Source organism: Bartonella sp. AA23NXGY, from assembly GCF_042197165.1.
Lineage (GTDB): Bacteria > Pseudomonadota > Alphaproteobacteria > Rhizobiales > Rhizobiaceae > Bartonella.
Map to the genome: position 1 here is coordinate 34,990 of NZ_JBHIRO010000008.1, position 18,356 is coordinate 53,345.

At 34.9% G+C, this 18,356-nt stretch carries 14 protein-coding genes, 1 tRNA gene and 1 pseudogene; 11 read left to right on the forward strand and 5 right to left on the reverse strand.

Annotated features, from left to right (window positions below; all coding sequences use genetic code 11):
• Window positions 1-22: 22 nt before the first annotated feature.
• The 3 genes from radC to sfsA are packed head-to-tail and all read right to left on the reverse strand — an operon-like array spanning window position 23 to window position 2,374.
• Entirely contained in the window at window positions 23-817 is a 795-nt protein-coding gene (gene radC, locus ACFINY_RS05645) for a DNA repair protein RadC (RefSeq protein WP_375611924.1), read from the reverse strand.
• A 17-nt stretch (window positions 818-834) separates the two neighbouring features.
• Window positions 835-1,665 (reverse strand): type I methionyl aminopeptidase, encoded by an 831-nt coding sequence (gene map, locus ACFINY_RS05650; RefSeq protein ID WP_375611923.1) that lies wholly within the window; start codon window positions 1,663-1,665, stop codon window positions 835-837.
• Complete coding sequence (sfsA, locus tag ACFINY_RS05655; protein ID WP_375611922.1) at window positions 1,658-2,374, reverse strand: DNA/RNA nuclease SfsA; 717 nt, start codon at window positions 2,372-2,374, stop codon at window positions 1,658-1,660. Before sfsA ends, map begins: the two co-directional genes overlap by 8 nt.
• A 302-nt stretch (window positions 2,375-2,676) precedes the next feature.
• Here sfsA and ACFINY_RS05660 point away from each other — a divergent pair.
• The 4 genes and pseudogenes from ACFINY_RS05660 (at window position 2,677) to ttcA (ending at window position 6,265) form a co-directional block, all read left to right on the forward strand.
• Window positions 2,677-3,514: pseudogene (locus ACFINY_RS05660) on the forward strand (RNA methyltransferase).
• Window positions 3,507-4,334: a glutamate racemase gene (gene murI / locus ACFINY_RS05665; RefSeq protein ID WP_375611921.1), complete on the forward strand. Its 828-nt coding sequence runs from the start codon at window positions 3,507-3,509 to the stop codon at window positions 4,332-4,334. The pseudogene ACFINY_RS05660 and the gene murI overlap by 8 nt, the downstream one beginning before the upstream one ends.
• 170 nt (window positions 4,335-4,504) lie before the next feature.
• The gene (gene rpsD, locus ACFINY_RS05670) at window positions 4,505-5,122 is read left to right on the forward strand and encodes a 30S ribosomal protein S4 (protein ID WP_273722651.1); all 618 of its coding nucleotides are present in this window, start codon (window positions 4,505-4,507) and stop codon (window positions 5,120-5,122) included.
• 267 nt (window positions 5,123-5,389) lie between these two features.
• A complete protein-coding gene (gene ttcA, locus ACFINY_RS05675; protein WP_375628128.1) occupies window positions 5,390-6,265 on the forward strand; it encodes a tRNA 2-thiocytidine(32) synthetase TtcA in 876 nt (291 codons plus the stop codon).
• Window positions 6,266-6,790: 525 nt separating this feature from the next.
• Here ttcA and rimO read toward each other — a convergent pair.
• Window positions 6,791-8,104 (reverse strand): 30S ribosomal protein S12 methylthiotransferase RimO, encoded by a 1,314-nt coding sequence (gene rimO, locus ACFINY_RS05680; protein WP_375700916.1) that lies wholly within the window; start codon window positions 8,102-8,104, stop codon window positions 6,791-6,793.
• A 461-nt stretch (window positions 8,105-8,565) separates the two neighbouring features.
• A complete protein-coding gene (lexA, locus tag ACFINY_RS05685; protein ID WP_375611918.1) occupies window positions 8,566-9,270 on the reverse strand; it encodes a transcriptional repressor LexA in 705 nt (234 codons plus the stop codon).
• Between the two features lie 1,204 nt (window positions 9,271-10,474).
• Between lexA and ACFINY_RS05690 the strand changes: the two genes are divergently transcribed.
• The 7 genes from ACFINY_RS05690 (at window position 10,475) to ACFINY_RS05720 (ending at window position 18,354) form a co-directional block, all read left to right on the forward strand.
• Window positions 10,475-10,550 (forward strand) — tRNA-Lys (locus ACFINY_RS05690).
• Between the two features lie 539 nt (window positions 10,551-11,089).
• Window positions 11,090-11,989 (forward strand): septal ring lytic transglycosylase RlpA family protein, encoded by a 900-nt coding sequence (locus ACFINY_RS05695; protein ID WP_375610370.1) that lies wholly within the window; start codon window positions 11,090-11,092, stop codon window positions 11,987-11,989.
• Window positions 11,990-13,078: 1,089 nt separating this feature from the next.
• Entirely contained in the window at window positions 13,079-14,242 is a 1,164-nt protein-coding gene (locus tag ACFINY_RS05700; protein WP_375700917.1) for a D-alanyl-D-alanine carboxypeptidase family protein, read from the forward strand.
• A gap of 28 nt (window positions 14,243-14,270) precedes the next feature.
• A complete protein-coding gene (gene tmk, locus ACFINY_RS05705) occupies window positions 14,271-14,915 on the forward strand; it encodes a dTMP kinase (protein WP_375613423.1) in 645 nt (214 codons plus the stop codon).
• Entirely contained in the window at window positions 14,912-15,955 is a 1,044-nt protein-coding gene (locus ACFINY_RS05710) for a DNA polymerase III subunit delta' (RefSeq protein WP_375700918.1), read from the forward strand. Before tmk ends, ACFINY_RS05710 begins: the two co-directional genes overlap by 4 nt.
• 76 nt (window positions 15,956-16,031) lie before the next feature.
• Window positions 16,032-17,591 carry a methionine--tRNA ligase gene (metG, locus tag ACFINY_RS05715; protein ID WP_375611914.1) on the forward strand — a complete coding sequence of 520 codons (1,560 nt, stop codon included), beginning with the start codon at window positions 16,032-16,034 and terminating at the stop codon, window positions 17,589-17,591.
• Window positions 17,581-18,354 (forward strand): TatD family hydrolase, encoded by a 774-nt coding sequence (locus ACFINY_RS05720; protein WP_375611913.1) that lies wholly within the window; start codon window positions 17,581-17,583, stop codon window positions 18,352-18,354. Before metG ends, ACFINY_RS05720 begins: the two co-directional genes overlap by 11 nt.
• The last annotated feature ends 2 nt before the right edge of the window (window positions 18,355-18,356 follow it).

Consider the following 18,356-nt stretch of genomic DNA (forward strand, 5'->3'; position numbering starts at 1 on the left):
AGTCTTTTTTATCCCATAAGATTTATATAAGTTTTAACGCTTTAAAACTCGTATGGTTATTTCGTGCAATAATAAGATGGTCATGGATAATAATGCCTAATGCATTTGCTGCATCTTTTAATCTATATGTCATTGTTATATCTGCATTAGAGGGGGTGGAATCGCCAGAAGGGTGATTGTGGACTAAGATAAGTCCTGATGCGGATAACTCTAAAGCTCGAGAAATAACTTCACGAGGATAAACAGGGGTATGATCAATGGTTCCAGTTTGTTGCACCTCATCAGCAAGTAAGCCGTTTTTCTTATCAAGAAACAAAATACGAAACTGTTCACGTGTTTCGTGAGCCATAACAGCTTTACAATACGCTAACACTTTATCCCATGATGAAAAAATATCGCGCTTAAACAATTGCGCACGAGCAAGACGTCCAGCAACATCTGAAATAATTTTTAAATCAACTGCAGTGGCGGGACCACATCCTGGAATTTCTTGAAGTCGGTGAATATCCGCTCCCAACACATCAGCTAATGAACCAAAACGCGCTATCAAATTTTTAGCTATGGGTTTTGTGTTTGCACGGGGTATTGTGCGAAAAAGCAATAATTCAAGATATTCATAATCTTCAATTGCATTTCCTTTTGACTTTAAATAGCGCTTCCGAAGACGTTCACGATGGCCTTGATAATGTTTATGAAGCTGTGCGTTTTTCTGAGGCTCTTCACTTTTTCTTTCTGATACTGGGGTGAGTGGAGAACTCGATGTTAATGCAAAGTGATTACTTTGAGTATCTTCCTTTTGTTTTAATTTTTTAGCCATAACATCTCTACATTGCGTTAGGTATGGGAATTTGGAATATAAAAAATATTTTTAGGAGATTGTGTAAATATTTCATACCCTTCATTTGTAACACCAATTGTATGTTCATATTGTGCTGTCAGAGAGCGGTCACGGGTAACAGCAGTCCAACCGTCAGATAAAATCTTAACTTGTGGTTTACCAAGGTTAATCATAGGCTCAATTGTAAACATCATACCTTGTTTTAATTCAACTCCTTCTCCAGGATTTCCATAATGGAGAATATTGGGAGCATCATGAAAAAGCTGGCCGATACCATGTCCGCAAAAATCTCTCACAATTGAACAGCGTTCAGATTCTGCATACTGTTGAATGGCTGCCCCAATATCACCTGTCGTTGCTCCAGGCTTAACGACAGCGATTCCTTGCATAAGACTTTCATAGGTTATTTTTAGCAAGCGTTCTGCGGCACGCCTAATTTTTCCAACAGGATACATTCGGCTTGAATCCCCATGCCAACCATCAAGGATAAAGGTTACATCAACATTTACAATATCACCTTCTTGCAAAGGTCTTTTATTGGGAATGCCATGGCAGACAACGTGATTGATAGATGTACAGCATGAATGGCTGTATCCATGATAATTTAGATCAGCAGGAAGTGCTCCTCGCTTAGCTCCAAAAATAAATACAAAATCATCTATTTCTTGCGTAGTAACGCCCGGCTTAATAATATCTGTAAGCGCATCAAGGCATTCTGCAGCAATACGACCAACTTCACGCATTTTAGCAAAAGCATAATCATCGAAAATGCGGATTTTTCCATTAAATTTTAAAGGGATTTTATTATATTCGATATACTCAGTCATTGTTTCTTCTATTTTCTATTTTTACTCTCTGAATCGGAAAAATGCCTTCTACACTTACATGACACTTTACAGCATAACATTCTACTCCTGATTTTAATGCTAAATCAAACTTACGTCCATAGAGTGGATCAAGATCATGACAAATTGTAAAAGCTGAGCAATCTTCTCGTTGAATAATATAAAGCATAGCAGCTCGTTTTCCTTGTTGTACAACTCCTATGAGCTCATCAAGGTGACGTGCACCACGTTTTGTTTCGCTATCAGGAAATTCTGCTAATCCTTTCTGACGAATAAAATGAACATTTTTGACTTCTAGGTAACAATCAGGAAGAATGTCATCACGTAAAAGAAAGTCAATTCGTGATTGTGTCCCATAGCGTTGTTCTTTTAAAATTGTTTTATATCCATTTAATTCTGGTAGTAATCCGTTTTGAATTGCTTCTAACGCAAGTTTATTGGGTAAAGAAGTATTAATACCAACCAAAGTATTATCGGCTTCAATAATTTCTAATTGATAGGCATATTTTCGTTTGATGTTGTTATGATAAGAAAGCCAAATATTGGTGTTGAAAGCTGTTAATCCAAGCATTGATCCTGTATTAGGTACAGACACGGTGAGGACATGCTGATCATCTTGTTGAACATCCGCAAGGAAACGTTTATAACGACGGATAAGCTTTGCAGGAAAAAGTTTGGGAATAAAGTGCATATCCCTTTTTTAGGATTTATGATTTCATAATTCAACTGAGATTATGATTTATAGGGGCTGTTCCCTATTAAAAAAGATAAAATTGATGTAAAAAACGCTACGATATCTTATATAAATTGTTATAAATTCCATCGTTCACTTTAATGGCTTTTAAAATTTATTATTAGGTTTAGAAACTATTATCTTTGAATGAAAAGATAGATTATCTATAAGTTATTATTAAACAGCATTAGAGTATTGTGAAAAAGGTTTCGTAAAAATAGTGGAGAGGGAGATAGTTTAAGTGAAACTAGGTAAGATTGATGGCAGGAACGAATAAGAATCGTGAAAATTTAACAAATGGTCCCATTATTATTTTAGTTGAACCGCAGCTTCCTGAAAACATTGGTATGGTCGCAAGGGCAATGGCAAATTTTGGGCTTTCTAAGCTTCGATTAGTCAATCCTCGAGAAATGTTTCCAAATGAAAAAGCTAGAGCTGCTGCAAGTAAAGCTGATCATGTCATTAACAACGCTGTGATTTTTAACACATTGCGTGATTCAATTGCAGATTTACACTATGTTTTTGCCACAACAGCACGTGAAAGATGTGGATTTAAAACTGTAAAAAGTGCTGTCGAAGCAGCAAGCGTATTACGTCAGCGTGAAAGTATCGGACATAAGACCGGGATTGTCTTTGGAAGAGAGAGATGGGGACTAGAAAATGATGAAATCAGCCTTGTTGATGAAATTATTACTTTTCCAGTTAATCCTGCTTTTGCGTCACTTAATATTGCGCAAGCGGTTCTTTTAATGTCTTACGAATGGATGAAAACTGGTTTAGAGAATGTCAGCGATACGGCATTTCGTGCCGCGGAGATGGAACCTGCAAATAAAATAATATTCCATGGTTTTTTATCTCAATTAGAAGAGGCTTTGAATATCCGTGGGTATTTTAGACCCCCAGAACGCAAAGAAGTGATGCTTGCAAATTTGCGCTCTGTTTTTACGCGCGCTAACTTTAGTGAACCTGAGGTTCGTTTATTGCGAGGCATTATATCTTCTTTGGATCATTTTTCGCCACAATATCCACGGGGGAGTAGAGCACCGGAAGAGCGTGATCGTAAAAAAATTAAAAATAAGTGTGAAAACTAATGGATGAACGACCTGTTCTTTTTTTTGATAGCGGTATTGGTGGTTTAACAGTGTTCAGGGAAGCGCGTATTCTTATCCCCGACATGCAATTTATCTATGTTGCTGATGATGCAGGATTTCCTTATGGAAATTGGAAAGAAAATATTTTGAAAGAGCGTATTTTGAAGATTTTTACAAATCTTTTAACACGTTACAATCCAGCTTTATGTGTGATTGCTTGCAACACTGTTTCTACACTGATGATAGCAGATTTACGACAGAATTTTCCTCATGTCCCTTTTGTAGGAACGGTTCCTGCAATTAAATCAGCTGCGGAACAAACAAAATCTGGTTTTATTTCCGTATTAGCGACTCCTGGAACAGTTAAACGTGCTTATACAAATGAATTAATTAACTCTTTTGCTGGACAGTGTCATGTTCAGCTTGTGGGAAGTAAAAAGCTGGCTGGACTTGCTGAAGATTATTTACGGGGAAAATCTATCGATTCAGAAGAGTTAAGAAAAGAAATCTTGCCATGTTTTGTGGAAAAAAATGGACAATATACGGATGTTATTGTTTTAGCCTGCACACATTATCCTTTTTTGATTAATTTCTTTCGTGAACATGCTTTATGGTCCGTTGAGTGGATTGATCCGGCGAAAGCGATCGCCAAACATATCAGATCTTTATTACCATTGTCGGGAAAGATACACCATCAATATATAAAGAAATATCAAGATTTTGCGTTGTTGACATCAAAAAATATCACTTCTTTAACGGAGAATTTGTTTAAAGGATTTGGCTTAAAACTCATGAAAGGAGTTGACTTTGGGTTACGAGACCAATAATGATGATCTAGCTATTTTTTCAAGAAAATAGCATTAATTGACGTGTCCCGTGGATAACTTTGCATATTGATATGTTAAGGTATTCTGTCAGTCTTTAGTATTTAAAGGCAGAGGAGGGCGCGTTTCCTTGGGGTCTTAAGATCTCGTGTTTTATTTTATAAGGAAATGCGATGAGTAAACGCGAAACAACAAAGTATAAAATTGACCGTCGTATGGGAGAAAATATTTGGGGGCGTCCAAAATCTCCTGTCAATCGTCGTGATTATGGTCCAGGTCAGCATGGACAGCGTCGTAAAGGAAAACTTTCTGACTATGGGGTGCAGTTGCGCGCTAAACAGAAATTGAAAGGGTTTTATGGAGATATTTCAGAAAAACAATTTCATAAAACCTATGAAGAAGCTGCTCGTCGACGGGGCGATACTGGTGAAAATCTTATCGGTCTGTTAGAATCACGTTTGGATGCTGTTGTTTATCGTGCAAAATTCGTACCTACGATTTTTGCTTCTCGCCAATTTATCAATCACGGTCATGTTAATGTCAATGGGCGGCGCACAAACATTCAATCTTATCGTTGTAAACCCGGTGATGTTATTGAGGTTCGGGAAAAATCGAAACAACTTGTTTTAGTGTTAGAATCAGTGCAATTGGCAGAACGTGATGTCCCTGATTATATTGAAGCAGATCATAAACAGATGAAAGCAACCTTTACACGTATTCCTGCTTTTGCAGATGTTCCTTATGCTGTGCAAATGGAACCTAATCTGGTTGTTGAATTTTATTCTCGATAATTTTTCTGTAAGAGAAATTGTTTCTCTCTTCTATTATGATAACTTCAAAATATTATGTTATTCTTACAATATTTGAAGTTAATAAGTTCTTTTTGTAAATGGTTCTATATTAAGTTTATTGCTATGTTTTATAGTCATAAATTTGTATAGTTCCATTTCTTTTTTGTGTATCTAATTTATAAATTCAAAAAACATAAATGTAAGCTTGCTTTAATATTTGTTTTTATCTTTGCAAAACGAGCCGTTTATTGTGCAGGATATGGTATTATGAATGATGTTTCAGTTGAATATCAGGCAATAGAAGAAAACAAAGGGAGAGATGATCCTTTAATAAGCGAAGCAGATAATTGTCATCCAATGTTTCGTGTTGCTCCTTCAAGCGTAGAATTTAATAAATTGCGCAAACGACTTTTACGTCATATGCGACAAGCTTTGGATGATTTTTCTATGCTCTCTACAGGGAAAAAATGGCTTGTTGCTTTATCGGGTGGAAAAGACTCTTATGGTTTATTAGCGCTTCTTTTAGACTTAAAGTGGCGAGGTCTTTTATCCGTTGAAATTCTAGCCTGTAATCTTGATCAAGGGCACCCAGGATTTCCTAAGCATATTCTTCCAGACTTTTTAAGTTCTTATAAAATTCCATATCGTATTGAATATCAGGATACTTATTCCATTGTTACAGATAAATTGGCAGAGTCGCAGACATATTGTTCACTTTGTTCTCGATTACGACGTGGTAATCTCTATCGTATTGCACGTGAAGAGGGATGTTCTGCATTAGTTTTAGGTCATCATCGTGATGATGTTTTAGAAACATTTTTTATGAATTTGTTTCACGGTGGCCGATTAGCTGCCATGCCTGGAAAACTTAAAAATGATGAAGGAGATCTTTTTGTATTACGTCCTCTTGTTTATGCTGCTGAGGAAGATATGGAAAAATTTTCTCAAGAAATGCAATTTCCAATTATTCCTTGTAATCTTTGCGGTAGTCAAGATGGATTACAACGTAATGCAATGAAAGAAATGCTGAAAAATATAGAAAGACAAATGCCAGGACGTAAAGATACGATGATTCGCGCTTTAACAAATGTACGCCCAAGTCATTTGCTTGATAAGAAATTCTTTGATTTTAAAACGTGTTAATAAAAATTAGATATTTTAAAAATAAGTTTAAAGAGTTTAAGATAAGATACTTATTTATAATGATAATTTATTTTTTTCATTTAAATATCGTCAGATTGTTTTGTTTCAAATTCTCTTATATTGCTTCCATAAAAAATATCCGTTTGCATATCACAAAGGAAATTCTTGTGTGCATAAAACACTCTTGAAAAAAGTTTCCTTTCACTAACCAATGACTGTCGCAATATCAAAAATAGGAAAATAGTACGATTGTCGATTTGCTCTTTTGTTAATTAAAAATGGTGTACCTTGTGGATTTTATTTTATTCTGTTGCGCCGCCGTCACCGTCATTTAAGGCATTAAATTAAGAGAATATATAACTGCTTGGTATTTTGGGAGTGTATAGCAAACACTCAGAGTAAGGATTGCTCGTAAATTCTCATGAAGTGAGTTACATGATCGGTTCTTGTTATGAAAAATCGCTTTTTTATAAACCAATGCTGATAGAAATCTTCATCATTGAGGACAGGGAAGGAGTTAAATTTTTAAACTGCTATACCATAAAGGTCATAGGCATCCGATTGTTCGATTTTAACGGTGACAAATTCACCAACACGCAGTGGGCGTCGTGATGATATATGGACAACACCATCTATTTCTGGAGCATCGTACTGACTACGTCCTTTGGCAACTTTTCCTTGACTTTCATCGATAAGCACTCGGAGTCTTTTTCCAATTTTTTTCTTTAAAAGATGTGTAGAAATTTGTTGTTGTTTTGCCATAAAACGATGCCAGCGGTTTTCTTTCACCTCTTCAGGAATATTTTCTAATCCCAAATCATTTGCGGCAGCTCCTTTTACTTCTTCATATTTAAAGCACCCCGCGCGTTCAATTTTTGCTTCTTCTAGCCATTCTAGAAGTATATTAAAATCTTCATTCGTTTCACCAGGAAAACCAACGATAAATGTTGATCGCAAAGTAAGATCTGGACATATTTTCCGCCATTTTTCAATTTTACGGTTTGTTTTTTCCATAAGTGCGGGACGCTTCATGTGACGCAAAACAGTTGGTGATACATGCTGAAAAGGTATATCCAGATAAGGAAGAATTTTTTTTGCAGCCATAAGTTCGATAACTTCATCAACATGGGGATAAGGATAAACGTAATGCATACGTACCCAAATACCCATATCGCCTAGTTCGCGACAAAGATCAAAGAATTTAGTTTTGATTGTACGATCTTTCCAAGAATTTTCGAGATATTTAAGATCAACACCATAAGCACTCGTATCCTGTGAAATAACCAAAAGTTCTTTTACACCCGCTTGCACGAGTTTTTCAGCTTCACGAAGAACATCGCTGATGGGACGTGAAGTGAGATCACCACGCAAAGTAGGGATGATACAAAAACTACACCGATTAGAGCATCCTTCAGAAATCTTTAAGTAGGCGTAATGGCGAGGTGTTAAACGAATACCTTGGGGAGGAACTAAATCAAGAAAAGGATCATGAACAGGAGGAATTGCTGTATGAACAGCTTCTATAACGCTTTCATAAGCTTGCGGTTTTGTAATAGCCAATACATTAGGATATGTTTGGCGAATAGCATCAGGATCAGCACCAAGACACCCTGTTACAATAACTTTTCCATTTTTTTTAAGAGCTTCATCAATATTGGCTAATGATTCTCTCCTTGCCGAGTCAAGAAAACCACAGGTATTCACAATAACGACATCAGCTCCTTGATGTTGACGTGAAATCTCATACCCTTCAGAGCGAAGGCGTGTAATAATTCGCTCAGAATCTACGAGTGCTTTTGGGCATCCGAGGGAGACAAAACTAATACGAGGTGCTACCATGATGATCCTACAATTACTATGAATGATTGAGTTACGCTTTTATTAATTTAAAAATAATGTTCTTTATTTTTATACCTATGCAATACAATCTGTTACAAAGTTATTTGATTTTTTTCTACAAAATTTTATGTGTTTTTATGCATGCATACAATTTTGTCTTATTATATCGTAAAATTCCGTTATTGAGGATGATGATATAAGACAGCTTCCTTCAAAGCATTTAAGTTCTTTTCAAAGTACGTGGTGAATATTTTAAAACTTACTTGTCAAGCCTTGCATTAAGTGAAGAACATGGAGGGAAGGGAAAGTGAAACCTGCTCGATAAGGATCTGGATTGTTTATAAACCGAATTGGGGGCATCCTTTGGCTGTGGAGAAGAAGTCAATTGCGTGTGGCACAATAAAAAAAATACTCAACAGCTTCTTATTGCGATATCTATCGCGTACTATAAGGTTTATTTTTTAATATTTGCGAATAAGTCCGGTAAGTTTTCCTTGTATTTCTATACGCTCGGATTCGTATGTCCGTACTTCATAATGAGGATTTGCGGCTTCTAATGCAATAGAAGCTCCTTTGCGTCGATAACGTTTTAATGTGGCTTCTTTTTTATCAATAAACGCAACAATAATTTCACCTGTTATTGCTGTATTTTGACGTTTTACAATGATCGTATCTTTATCAAAGATACCAGCCTCCATCATAGAATCATCTTTAACTTCTAATGCGTAGTGCTCACCTGTATTAACCATATCGAGTGGAAGAGAAAGGCTGTTTATTTGTTGCAGTATAGCAGAGGCGGGTACGCTTGCAGAAATACGTCCCATAATAGGAATGGTGATATTTTTTTTTTCTTCTTCATCAAAGGGACTCAAGCTTTTTGATATTTCCCTTTTATTTCTTTCTATTATACTGGGAGAAATTTTACGTGCTAAAGAAAGGTTAAATGTTATTTTCTCAGGAAGTCGAATCACCTCCACAGCACGAGCACGATTGGGCAAACGACGTATAAAACCTCTTTGTTCTAAGGCTATAATGAGCTTATGAATACCAGACTTTGAAGAAAGCTCTAATGCATTTTTCATTTCTTCAAAAGAAGGAGGAACACCAGTTTCTTTTATATGGTTATGAATAAACAAGAGTAGCTCATACTGTTTACATGTTAGCATTCAATATTCCAATCAAAATAATAAAAATTAGTAAAGTAAAAATACATGTATATATAACACTTTTACAATTTTTATCGCCAAATCAAAATTATTTTCTTTGTTTTTGATCTTATCGTTTAATAAAGCAATATTTTTATTTATAGATATATTTAAATTATTATTTATATAGCTATATAGCTACATTAATATTAAATAATGTATAAAATACTTTATAGTTCTGACTGAATTATATAACACCAAATTTTATGACCAGTATTATCCTTTTCTTCTAAAAATATATCTACATGTTTTGTAATTTCTGATATAAAAAAGTTAAATAGAAGGCATTCTATATATTTAGAACTCTCTATGGGTATTTAAAATCATTTTACATACTGCATATTATTTCTGCTTTTTTATTCTTAGTAAAATTATCTACAGCTCTAATAGTGAGCACAATTTATAGTCATTCGGGATATTTTCAATGAGACTAAATTTTGCTTCATATCTACTTTATTCTATAGGATAAATTGGCTTTCGTTATATATTCATTATGCATAAATAAAATTATACTCTCAAAATGCCATTGTTGCTCATTGTTCCATTTTCAGGTCTAACGTGTCAACTGCTATATACTATTTTCATGAACCCTAATGTTACGATAAATTTTGATTATTGAAAGGAGGCATAAAAGGTATTTTCATTTCTTTTTTATAGTTTTATTCTCTCACTTATATTGGTCAAGAAAATGCTTTTTATTGTTTCAATATAAAAAAGATTTGAAATGAGATAAGCTTACAGTATTTGAGACTTCTCACTCAAGTGAAAAATAATAAATTATTATAAATCAATATATTATCTTATAAAGCTGTATTCATATTTGAAAATTAAACACTAAAATATAAAGATATAAAAATAATATTATAATAAAAGGTATTTTTTCTTCTCTACCCATTATGCTCAACAACCCATGTGAGGGGAAGGGGGTATTGCTCATAATTTTAACGCTTCGAATCTATGCAATATTTTGCAGTGAAATTTTTCCTTTATTGAAACTTCAAAAAGAAGATTAAAGAGTACTTATACAATGATGAAGTAAAGGGGCGAAAACGGAAAATTATTGATAACTGAAGAAAATAATAATATTTTTTCCAAAAGGTGTTGACCAAATGGAAAGTCAACCGTATGTTCCCTTCACTTTCTGCAAACTAGATAGCTTGTGTGAGAGCGCGTAGCTCAGCTGGTAGAGCAACTGACTTTTAATCAGTAGGTCCAGGGTTCGAATCCCTGCGCGCTCACCAAATTTAAGTAATATCAATAGGCTATAAAAAATTTAAGAATCTTTTTTGTTTTGATTCTTTTTGAAGTTTTTATCGATTCTATAGTCTGTCATTTTCTATCAGCTGTTTTTGGAATAGAGCGGTGCTATGCTGTCTCCATTTTCAACAAACTTACGGATAGGGTTGTACCTGCGTTGGCAGCACATGCGGTTTCTAATTTTCTCAATCCATAGGTGGTTTTTAATACCCACTGCATTACATGATTCGCAAAACAGTTGCTAAAATCACCACTTATTCACACTTATATTATGAAATGAATTTTCTATAAGATGTTGATTTGTTTAAATTTTAATCTTTTTAACATCTACTATAGTACATTTATTTTGTATGAAAACCATAAAAAGGTTAACAATACGTTAATTTCTTGATAGAAGGGGCCAATTCAAGAGTGGTATATGCGCGAGGGGAATCATTTAAAAACGTAAATTCTTCCGTTGCGTACAAAAAGCGTGACGTGGTTTTTACAAGTAGTACTTAACAGAAATAAGTGGACTGAATAGATGCCTTCAAATAGAAAAAAGAAAATTACTTTTATGATTAAACCAACACTTCAATTGTTTTCTATGATCGTCATTTCTCAGTCACTGGTATCTTGTTGCGCAAGCCAAACTATGAATTTTTCAATAAAAGATTCCTATCATAATAAACCAATTAACGTAAACACTTCTGTACTACCTCAACAAGTATCTAATAAGAAGAATCAATCGGAAGAAAAAAAGCGTGGACGAGCGATTGTTGGTAAACCTTATCAAATAAAAGGAAAGTGGTATTATCCTCAAAGTGATCCAACTTATAAACGTGTTGGCGAAGCATCATGGTATGGTTCAGATTTTCATGGACGTTTAACTGCCAACGGTGAAATTTATGACATGAATCTTTTGACTGCTGCTCATCCTACAATGCCTTTACCTAGCTATGCTCGTGTTACTAATTTGAAAAATGGGTCTTCAATCGTTGTTAGAGTGAATGATCGCGGACCTTTTATGAAAGACAGAATCATTGATTTATCAAGGCAAGCTGCGGCAATATTGGGGTATGTAGATAGGGGGGTCGCAGATGTTAAAGTAGAATATATTGCTGAAGCACCTGTTGGCTATTATGATGCTGCATATTTAATGTCCTCTTATACTCCTGGAAATGCTGCCCCATATTCATTAGCGTCGGAAAATGTTGCGAAAAAAAGAGAAACTGTTTTGTTAAAAGAGCAGCGCAATACAAGGAACAAAAAAGAATTAGCTAAAGCAGCTGCTGTTGAACAAGAACAACGTAATAAAACTGTTGCAGTTAAATTGCCAGAAATTGGTCCTATCATGGTTGATAAGCCGATACCATTCGATCAAGTTGCTTCTATAAATAAGCTAAACAAAAAAACAAAGGTTAATTGGCTACAACTGTTTTAAGAAAAAATGCATTGATTTTTTATCTATATAATTTTCTAGTAAAAAAGGTAAGAAATTACGGATTTAGTGTAGGATTTTTATCTTAAAGCGCTTTGTCCTTTTCAAAAAGCGTGGTTGGGTTCTATTATTATAAATTCAGTACGGCCTTTCCACTCCATTGCTGGTCTATTCGTCGTTTTATGATATTGCTTGCTTAATAAAGCGTGTACTTTTCTTGCTGTAATAGCTTTTGCTAGACGAAGGTAAATTATTGTGTCAGTCTGTTTGTGTAATCTCTAAAACAACTTGTACTCTCGATTTGAGAGGAATAAAAAGCTTAACAAGTAAAAAAATATTTTCTTTTGATTCGGCCTTGCATCTTTCTAAAGTATCTACGGTAATATCTTATGAAAAGATTATGCATTATCTCATGCTTTTGTTTATCATGTTCTTTAATGGAGTAAGTTCCCTCACGAAAAACAGAGCGTCTCAAACAAAATACACTTACATTGCCAATTCATGGACTTATTTAAAAGAGACATACTTTAACACGCTACAAGCCTATTTTGCGACAGCGCCTGTGAATGGTATAACTGTTAACGCCTTTAGACATCAGCATCTTTACTCTTATGAAGATATAAATCGACACCATCATACACTTTGCAAGCCCCCAATGTTTTGTGCGATAATTCTTAACACTTGAGAGGTTTATAAGAAGTATTTTTACTCTCTTTTTTAATAATTTTTATCCATATACGAACCCTACTTATGACCCGTAAGTAAGCGATTTTTAATGAATTCAATATGAGAAGAGGGGATGAGAGAATCTTACAGTATTTTGAGTTAGCTTCAATTTTAAAATGATAATTTATCATAACAAATCAAAATACTATCAATAAAAATAGGAAAAAATCTTTTGTCTCTCATACATTTAAAATGTTAAATTGAACCTACATGGAAGATAAAAAACGTGTCATATTATTTTTTCTAAAGCTAAATGAAAATAAAATCTTTTTATGAGTTGTAAATAATTCCTCAATTTTCAGAAATCAAAAAGTTTTTTCCTATATAAGATTCTTTATGTTGATCTTTGGGATGGGAGGAGCAGCTATGTATACAGCATTAAGGATCTTATTGATATTATGGGGAGTATTGGCATTTGATACGTGGGGGAGAGCACAAGATTTTCAAACTTCCGCATCACAACTGTTATTACTCGATGATGATACAGAGACAATACTTTATGAAAAACAAAGTGATATTCCTTTTTTTCCTGCTTCATTAGTAAAATTGATGACAGCAGAAGTTGTATTTCATCAATTAAAAAAAGGATTATTAAAAAGTACGCAGAAATTCAAGGTCAGTGAAAATGCTTGGCGCAAAGGTGGAGCACCTTCCGGTACAACCACTATGTTTGCAAAGATAAAGACAGAAATCAGTGTTTCTGATCTTTTACGTGGTTTAATTATTGTGAATGGAAATGATGCTGCTATTATTCTTGCTGAAGGAATATCAGGACATGAAGATCATTTTGTAAAACTGATGAATCAGCGCGCAAAAATAATCGGATTATCTCAGAGTCATTTTGTTAATGCTACAGGGCTACCCGAAGAGGGACAATTTGTAACTGTGCGTGATATGATTATATTAGCACGTCATATTGTTCAGGAATATCCGGATTATTATGCACTTTATTGTGAGCCTCATTTTACATGGAATAATATTTTTCAACGTAATAAAAACCCTCTTATTTCTAAGGAAATTGGTGTAGAAGGATTTGGTTTTGGCTACAGTGAAAAAGAAGGTTTTTCAATGGTTGCCACCATTTCTAAAAATCATCGACGTCTTTTTTTAGCAATCAATGGTTTGCAAGATGGTAAAAAATATACAAAAGAAATAGAACGCATTCTTCAATGGGGGATGACGGCATTTGATCTCAAAACAATTTTCACAAAAGAAGAAACGGTTGGTCGTGCTTCTGTTTACGGTGGTAAGAAAAATTTTGTTCCACTCATTGTTAAAACACCAATAAGTTTTATGCTTTCGAATGAAAAAAAAGTAAATGTTAAAGCAAAAATTAAATATCATGGTCCATTGAAAGCCCCCATCGTTTCTGGGCAATCAGTTGGTGTTATTCAAATTTTAGAAGATAAAAAGGTTCTTCTGGAAAAACCAGTTTTTGCCGGAATGAATATTCAGGAAGGAAGTTTCTTTGCAAAAGTAAAAAATGCATTCTATGAAATAACAATTGGATGGTTACGGAAATATTTGTAGTTACGCGCTAATAAGGTTAAGGTCATACGTGTCAGGTTATTTTATTACATTCGAAGGAGGGGAGGGGGTAGGAAAAACGGTGCAGATTTCTTTACTTGCTGAGTCTCTCTCTCACCAAGGTTATGATGTTGTTACAACACGAGAACCAGGAGGAACGCCAGGAGCAGAAGCAATCCGGCATATTTTGTTGTCGGGGCAGACGCAACAGTATGGACCGTTGATTGAAGCTGTTTTGTTTACAGCTGCACGCGCTGACCATTTTCATGAAGTTATTGCACCTTCTTTGCAAAAAGGTAAAATCGTTTTATGTGACCGCTTTATTGATTCTACACGCGTTTATCAAGGACTCAATAATAGAGTCAGTTCTTCTCTTCTTTCTGTTTTAGAGTGTATTGCGCTCAATGGTATTTTGCCTCATTTAACATTTTTATTAGATATGCCAGCAATGTGTGGTATGAAGCGTGCAAATTTACGAAGAAAAAAAACAGAAGAAATTGATTATTTTGAAAAAGATCAGTTGGAAATTCAAGAACAAAGACGTCAGGCTTTTCTTCAATTGGCCAAACAAGAACCCCATAGATTTCGAGTCATTGATGCCACTGGCTCAGTGGAAGCTATTGCTCATCAAATAAAAAATATTTGTCATCAGGTATTGTTGGATCAGCTTTCATGAGTAATTTAAATACCTTACGCCAATATGATGATATTGATACAATTTTATCACCATCCCAGAACAATGTTATCTTTGGTCATGAGGATGTGCGTCATTTTTTGACACAAATGCTTAAAGAAGAGCGTTTACATCATGCATTATTATTTGAAGGAGAATATGGGATTGGAAAGGCTACATTAGCCTTTCATCTTGCTTGGAACATTTTAAGTTTTCAACAGAGTGCTTTCTTGAAACCCGATCCTTATTCTACCCCATGGCGCCAAATTACACAAGGAAGTCACCCTGGTCTTTTGTATATTTCACGTCGATTTGATGTGAAAACGCAAAAGTTTAAAACAGGAATACTCGTTGATGATATCCGTGATATTATGCATTTTTTAAGCCGAACATCACAAGAAAATGGATGGCGTATAGTTATTGTTGATTCTGCAGATGATATGAATAGAAATGCAGCAAATGCAATTCTTAAAATACTTGAAGAACCACCTACAAAAACGTTATTTGTTATTATCGCGCATTCTTCTGGCAAATTGCTTCCAACAATCCATTCACGGTGTCAAAAAATCTCTTTTCGTCCCTTGAATAACGATGAAATGAAAAAAGTTATTACACATATTTTCGCCAATCAGGATTTACCTGATGAGAAAACAATTGAAATGATTATTGAAAAATCTAAAGGAAGTCCTCGAAAAGCTGCTTTACTTGTTTGCCATGGCGGTTTTGAAATTATTAAAACAATTGATGCTCTCCTAGAGAAACCTGTTTGTAACGCAATGATTGTACATACTCTTGCACAAACATTTTCATCTGTTTCTTCTACATTCCAATTTCAACAATTTTGTGATGAAATTCTTAATAAAATTCAAAAAAAAGCTATCATGCTCGTTGAAAAGGGAGACTTATTTCTCTCAAAAAAATATGCGGAAAAATGGCGGGAGATTCATCAAGAAATAGAGGAAATACAACTGTTTAATCTCGATAAAAAGCAGTTTGTTATTAACTTGCTTTTTAAAGTTCATAAGATCATTCATGAGGATTAGTTTTTCCGTGACAATGCGATAAACAAACGTTATGTCATAATATCTTTTATTTATAGCGTTTTACAACGAGTATGACATGCGTGACACATATTACATAACAACTCCCATTTTTTATCCTAATGGTGCTCCACATATTGGACATGCTTATAGTGCAATTGCAAGCGATGTTTTAGCCCGCTTTCAACGGTTAAACGGAAAAAATGTATTTTTTCTTTCTGGTACAGATGAGCATGGTCTCAAGATGCAACAAACCGCAGCTGCATTAGGCATGACACCTCAGCAGCTTGCAGATCGTAATAGTGCGGTGTTTCAAAAAATGCTTGCAGTATTAAATTGTTCTAACGATGATTTTATCCGTACGACAGAAGAACGCCATTATCAAGCTTGTCAAGAAATTTGGAAAAAGATGGAAGCAAATGGCGATATTTATCTCGGTCGTTATACGGGGTGGTATTCGGTTCGCCAAGAAGCCTATTATGAAGAAAAAGATACGGAAGTTGGACCAGACAACATCCGTCGTGAGAAGGAATTAGGCTCTCCAGTTGAATGGAATGAAGAAGAAAGTTATTTTTTTAAACTTTCTCATTATGAAAAGGCTCTTCTTGAATATTATGAAAAACATCCTGATTTTATTGCTCCATTTGAGCGGCGTAATGAAATTATAAGTTTTATCAAATCAGGTTTAAAAGATATCTCTATTTCACGCGCAAGTTTTAACTGGGGAATTGCTGTTCCTGAGAATCCAAAGCACGTGATGTATGTCTGGGTTGATGCGCTTACAAATTATCTATCAGCAATAGGTTTTTTCAATGAAAATTCAAAAAAACGTGATTTTTGGCCTGCAAATACGCATATTATTGGTAAGGATATTATTCGTTTTCATGCAGTCTATTGGCCGGCATTTTTAATGTCTGCTGGAATTGAATTGCCTAAAAATATTTTTGCCCATGGTTTTTTACTTAATCGTGGTGCAAAAATGTCAAAATCTATTGGAAATGTCGTTGATCCTTTTGAAATGGTTGATCATTATGGTCTTGATCAGGTCCGTTATTTCCTTCTCCGTGAAGTGCCATTCGGACAAGATGGTAGTTATAGTCATGAAAGCCTTGTGAACCGTATTAATGCTGATCTTGCTAACGATCTTGGTAATTTAGCACAGCGCTGTTTGTCTATGATTGCCAAAAATTGTAATGCACAAGTCCCGAAACCAGCTTTATTTTTAGCTCAAGATAAACAGCTTTTAGAACAATCTCTTCAAGTACTTGAAACTGTACACCAAGCTATGTCTTCTTATAGTATGCATTTAGCACTTTCAGCTATTTTTTCAATTGTAGCAGATGCCAATCGCTATTTTGCCAACGAACAACCTTGGAGTTTACGTAAAAACGATCGAGAACGATTTTCTACAGTTCTTTATATAACTGTAGAAATCTTGCGGAGAATAGGAATTATGCTTTTGCCTTTCATACCCCAATCAGCAACGAAACTTCTTGATAGCCTTGCGGTTGCTGAAGATGATCGGTTATTGTATCATATAAGTCATTCAAAAATTCAAGAAGGGCTTGATCTTCCACCACCAGAACCAATTTTTCCTCGTTATATCTTGAAGAAAGAAGACACTCATCATGTTGATTGATACACATTGTCATCTTGATTTTGAAGATTTTTCACAAGATTTGGATAATGTTATCCAACGGGCTTTAGATGCTGACGTTAAACGTATGATAACAATTTCAACCCATGTTTATAAGTTAGATAAACTGTTAGCCATTGCGCAAAGCTATGATCAAGTCTTTTGTTCCGTTGGAACACACCCCAATCACGCGCATGAAGAACAAAATATTACAGCGGAAGAGCTTATACAGCTCTCGAATCATCCTAAAATTGTTGCGTTTGGGGAAGGGGGCCTTGATTATCATTATGATTACTCTACACCAGAAGAGCAAAAGAAAGTTTTTCAAGAACATATCATTGCTTCTCGAGAAACACAGATTCCTCTTGTTATACATTCACGCAATGCCGATATCGATATGGAGAAAATATTACGTGAACAAATAAAAGAAGGAGCTTTTCCCTTTATCCTTCATTGTTATTCGTCTGGAATGCAACTTGCTCGTGCTGGAATTGAACTTGGTGGTTATATTTCTTTTTCGGGTATTCTTACTTTTAAAAACGCACTTGAAATCCGTGAAATAGCAAAAATTGTGCCCCATGAGCATTTGTTAGTGGAAACAGATGCTCCATTTTTAGCACCTAGTCCCCATCGAGGCAAAACAAATGAACCATCTTTTGTATGTTATACAGCAGCTGTTTTGGCTGAAACAATTGGCTTAAGCATTGAAGAAACAGCTCAAATAACAACGCGTAATGCTTTTCGTTTATTTAGCAAAATGAAATAAGG

Bases quoted from the DNA above. Each gene is read 5' to 3' on its own strand.
- ACFINY_RS05720 (WP_375611913.1), top strand. From the start codon at position 17,581: ATGTTGATTGATACACATTGTCATCTTGATTTTGAAGATTTTTCACAA.
- murI (WP_375611921.1), top strand. From the start codon at position 3,507: ATGGATGAACGACCTGTTCTTTTTTTTGATAGCGGTATTGGTGGTTTA.
- ACFINY_RS05710 (WP_375700918.1), top strand. From the start codon at position 14,912: ATGAGTAATTTAAATACCTTACGCCAATATGATGATATTGATACAATT.
- map (WP_375611923.1), bottom strand. From the start codon at position 1,665: ATGACTGAGTATATCGAATATAATAAAATCCCTTTAAAATTTAATGGA.
- rpsD (WP_273722651.1), top strand. From the start codon at position 4,505: ATGAGTAAACGCGAAACAACAAAGTATAAAATTGACCGTCGTATGGGA.
- lexA (WP_375611918.1), bottom strand. From the start codon at position 9,270: ATGCTAACATGTAAACAGTATGAGCTACTCTTGTTTATTCATAACCAT.
- radC (WP_375611924.1), bottom strand. From the start codon at position 817: ATGGCTAAAAAATTAAAACAAAAGGAAGATACTCAAAGTAATCACTTT.
- sfsA (WP_375611922.1), bottom strand. From the start codon at position 2,374: ATGCACTTTATTCCCAAACTTTTTCCTGCAAAGCTTATCCGTCGTTAT.
- ACFINY_RS05700 (WP_375700917.1), top strand. From the start codon at position 13,079: ATGTATACAGCATTAAGGATCTTATTGATATTATGGGGAGTATTGGCA.
- ACFINY_RS05695 (WP_375610370.1), top strand. From the start codon at position 11,090: ATGCCTTCAAATAGAAAAAAGAAAATTACTTTTATGATTAAACCAACA.
- metG (WP_375611914.1), top strand. From the start codon at position 16,032: ATGCGTGACACATATTACATAACAACTCCCATTTTTTATCCTAATGGT.
- rimO (WP_375700916.1), bottom strand. From the start codon at position 8,104: ATGGTAGCACCTCGTATTAGTTTTGTCTCCCTCGGATGCCCAAAAGCA.
- ttcA (WP_375628128.1), top strand. From the start codon at position 5,390: ATGAATGATGTTTCAGTTGAATATCAGGCAATAGAAGAAAACAAAGGG.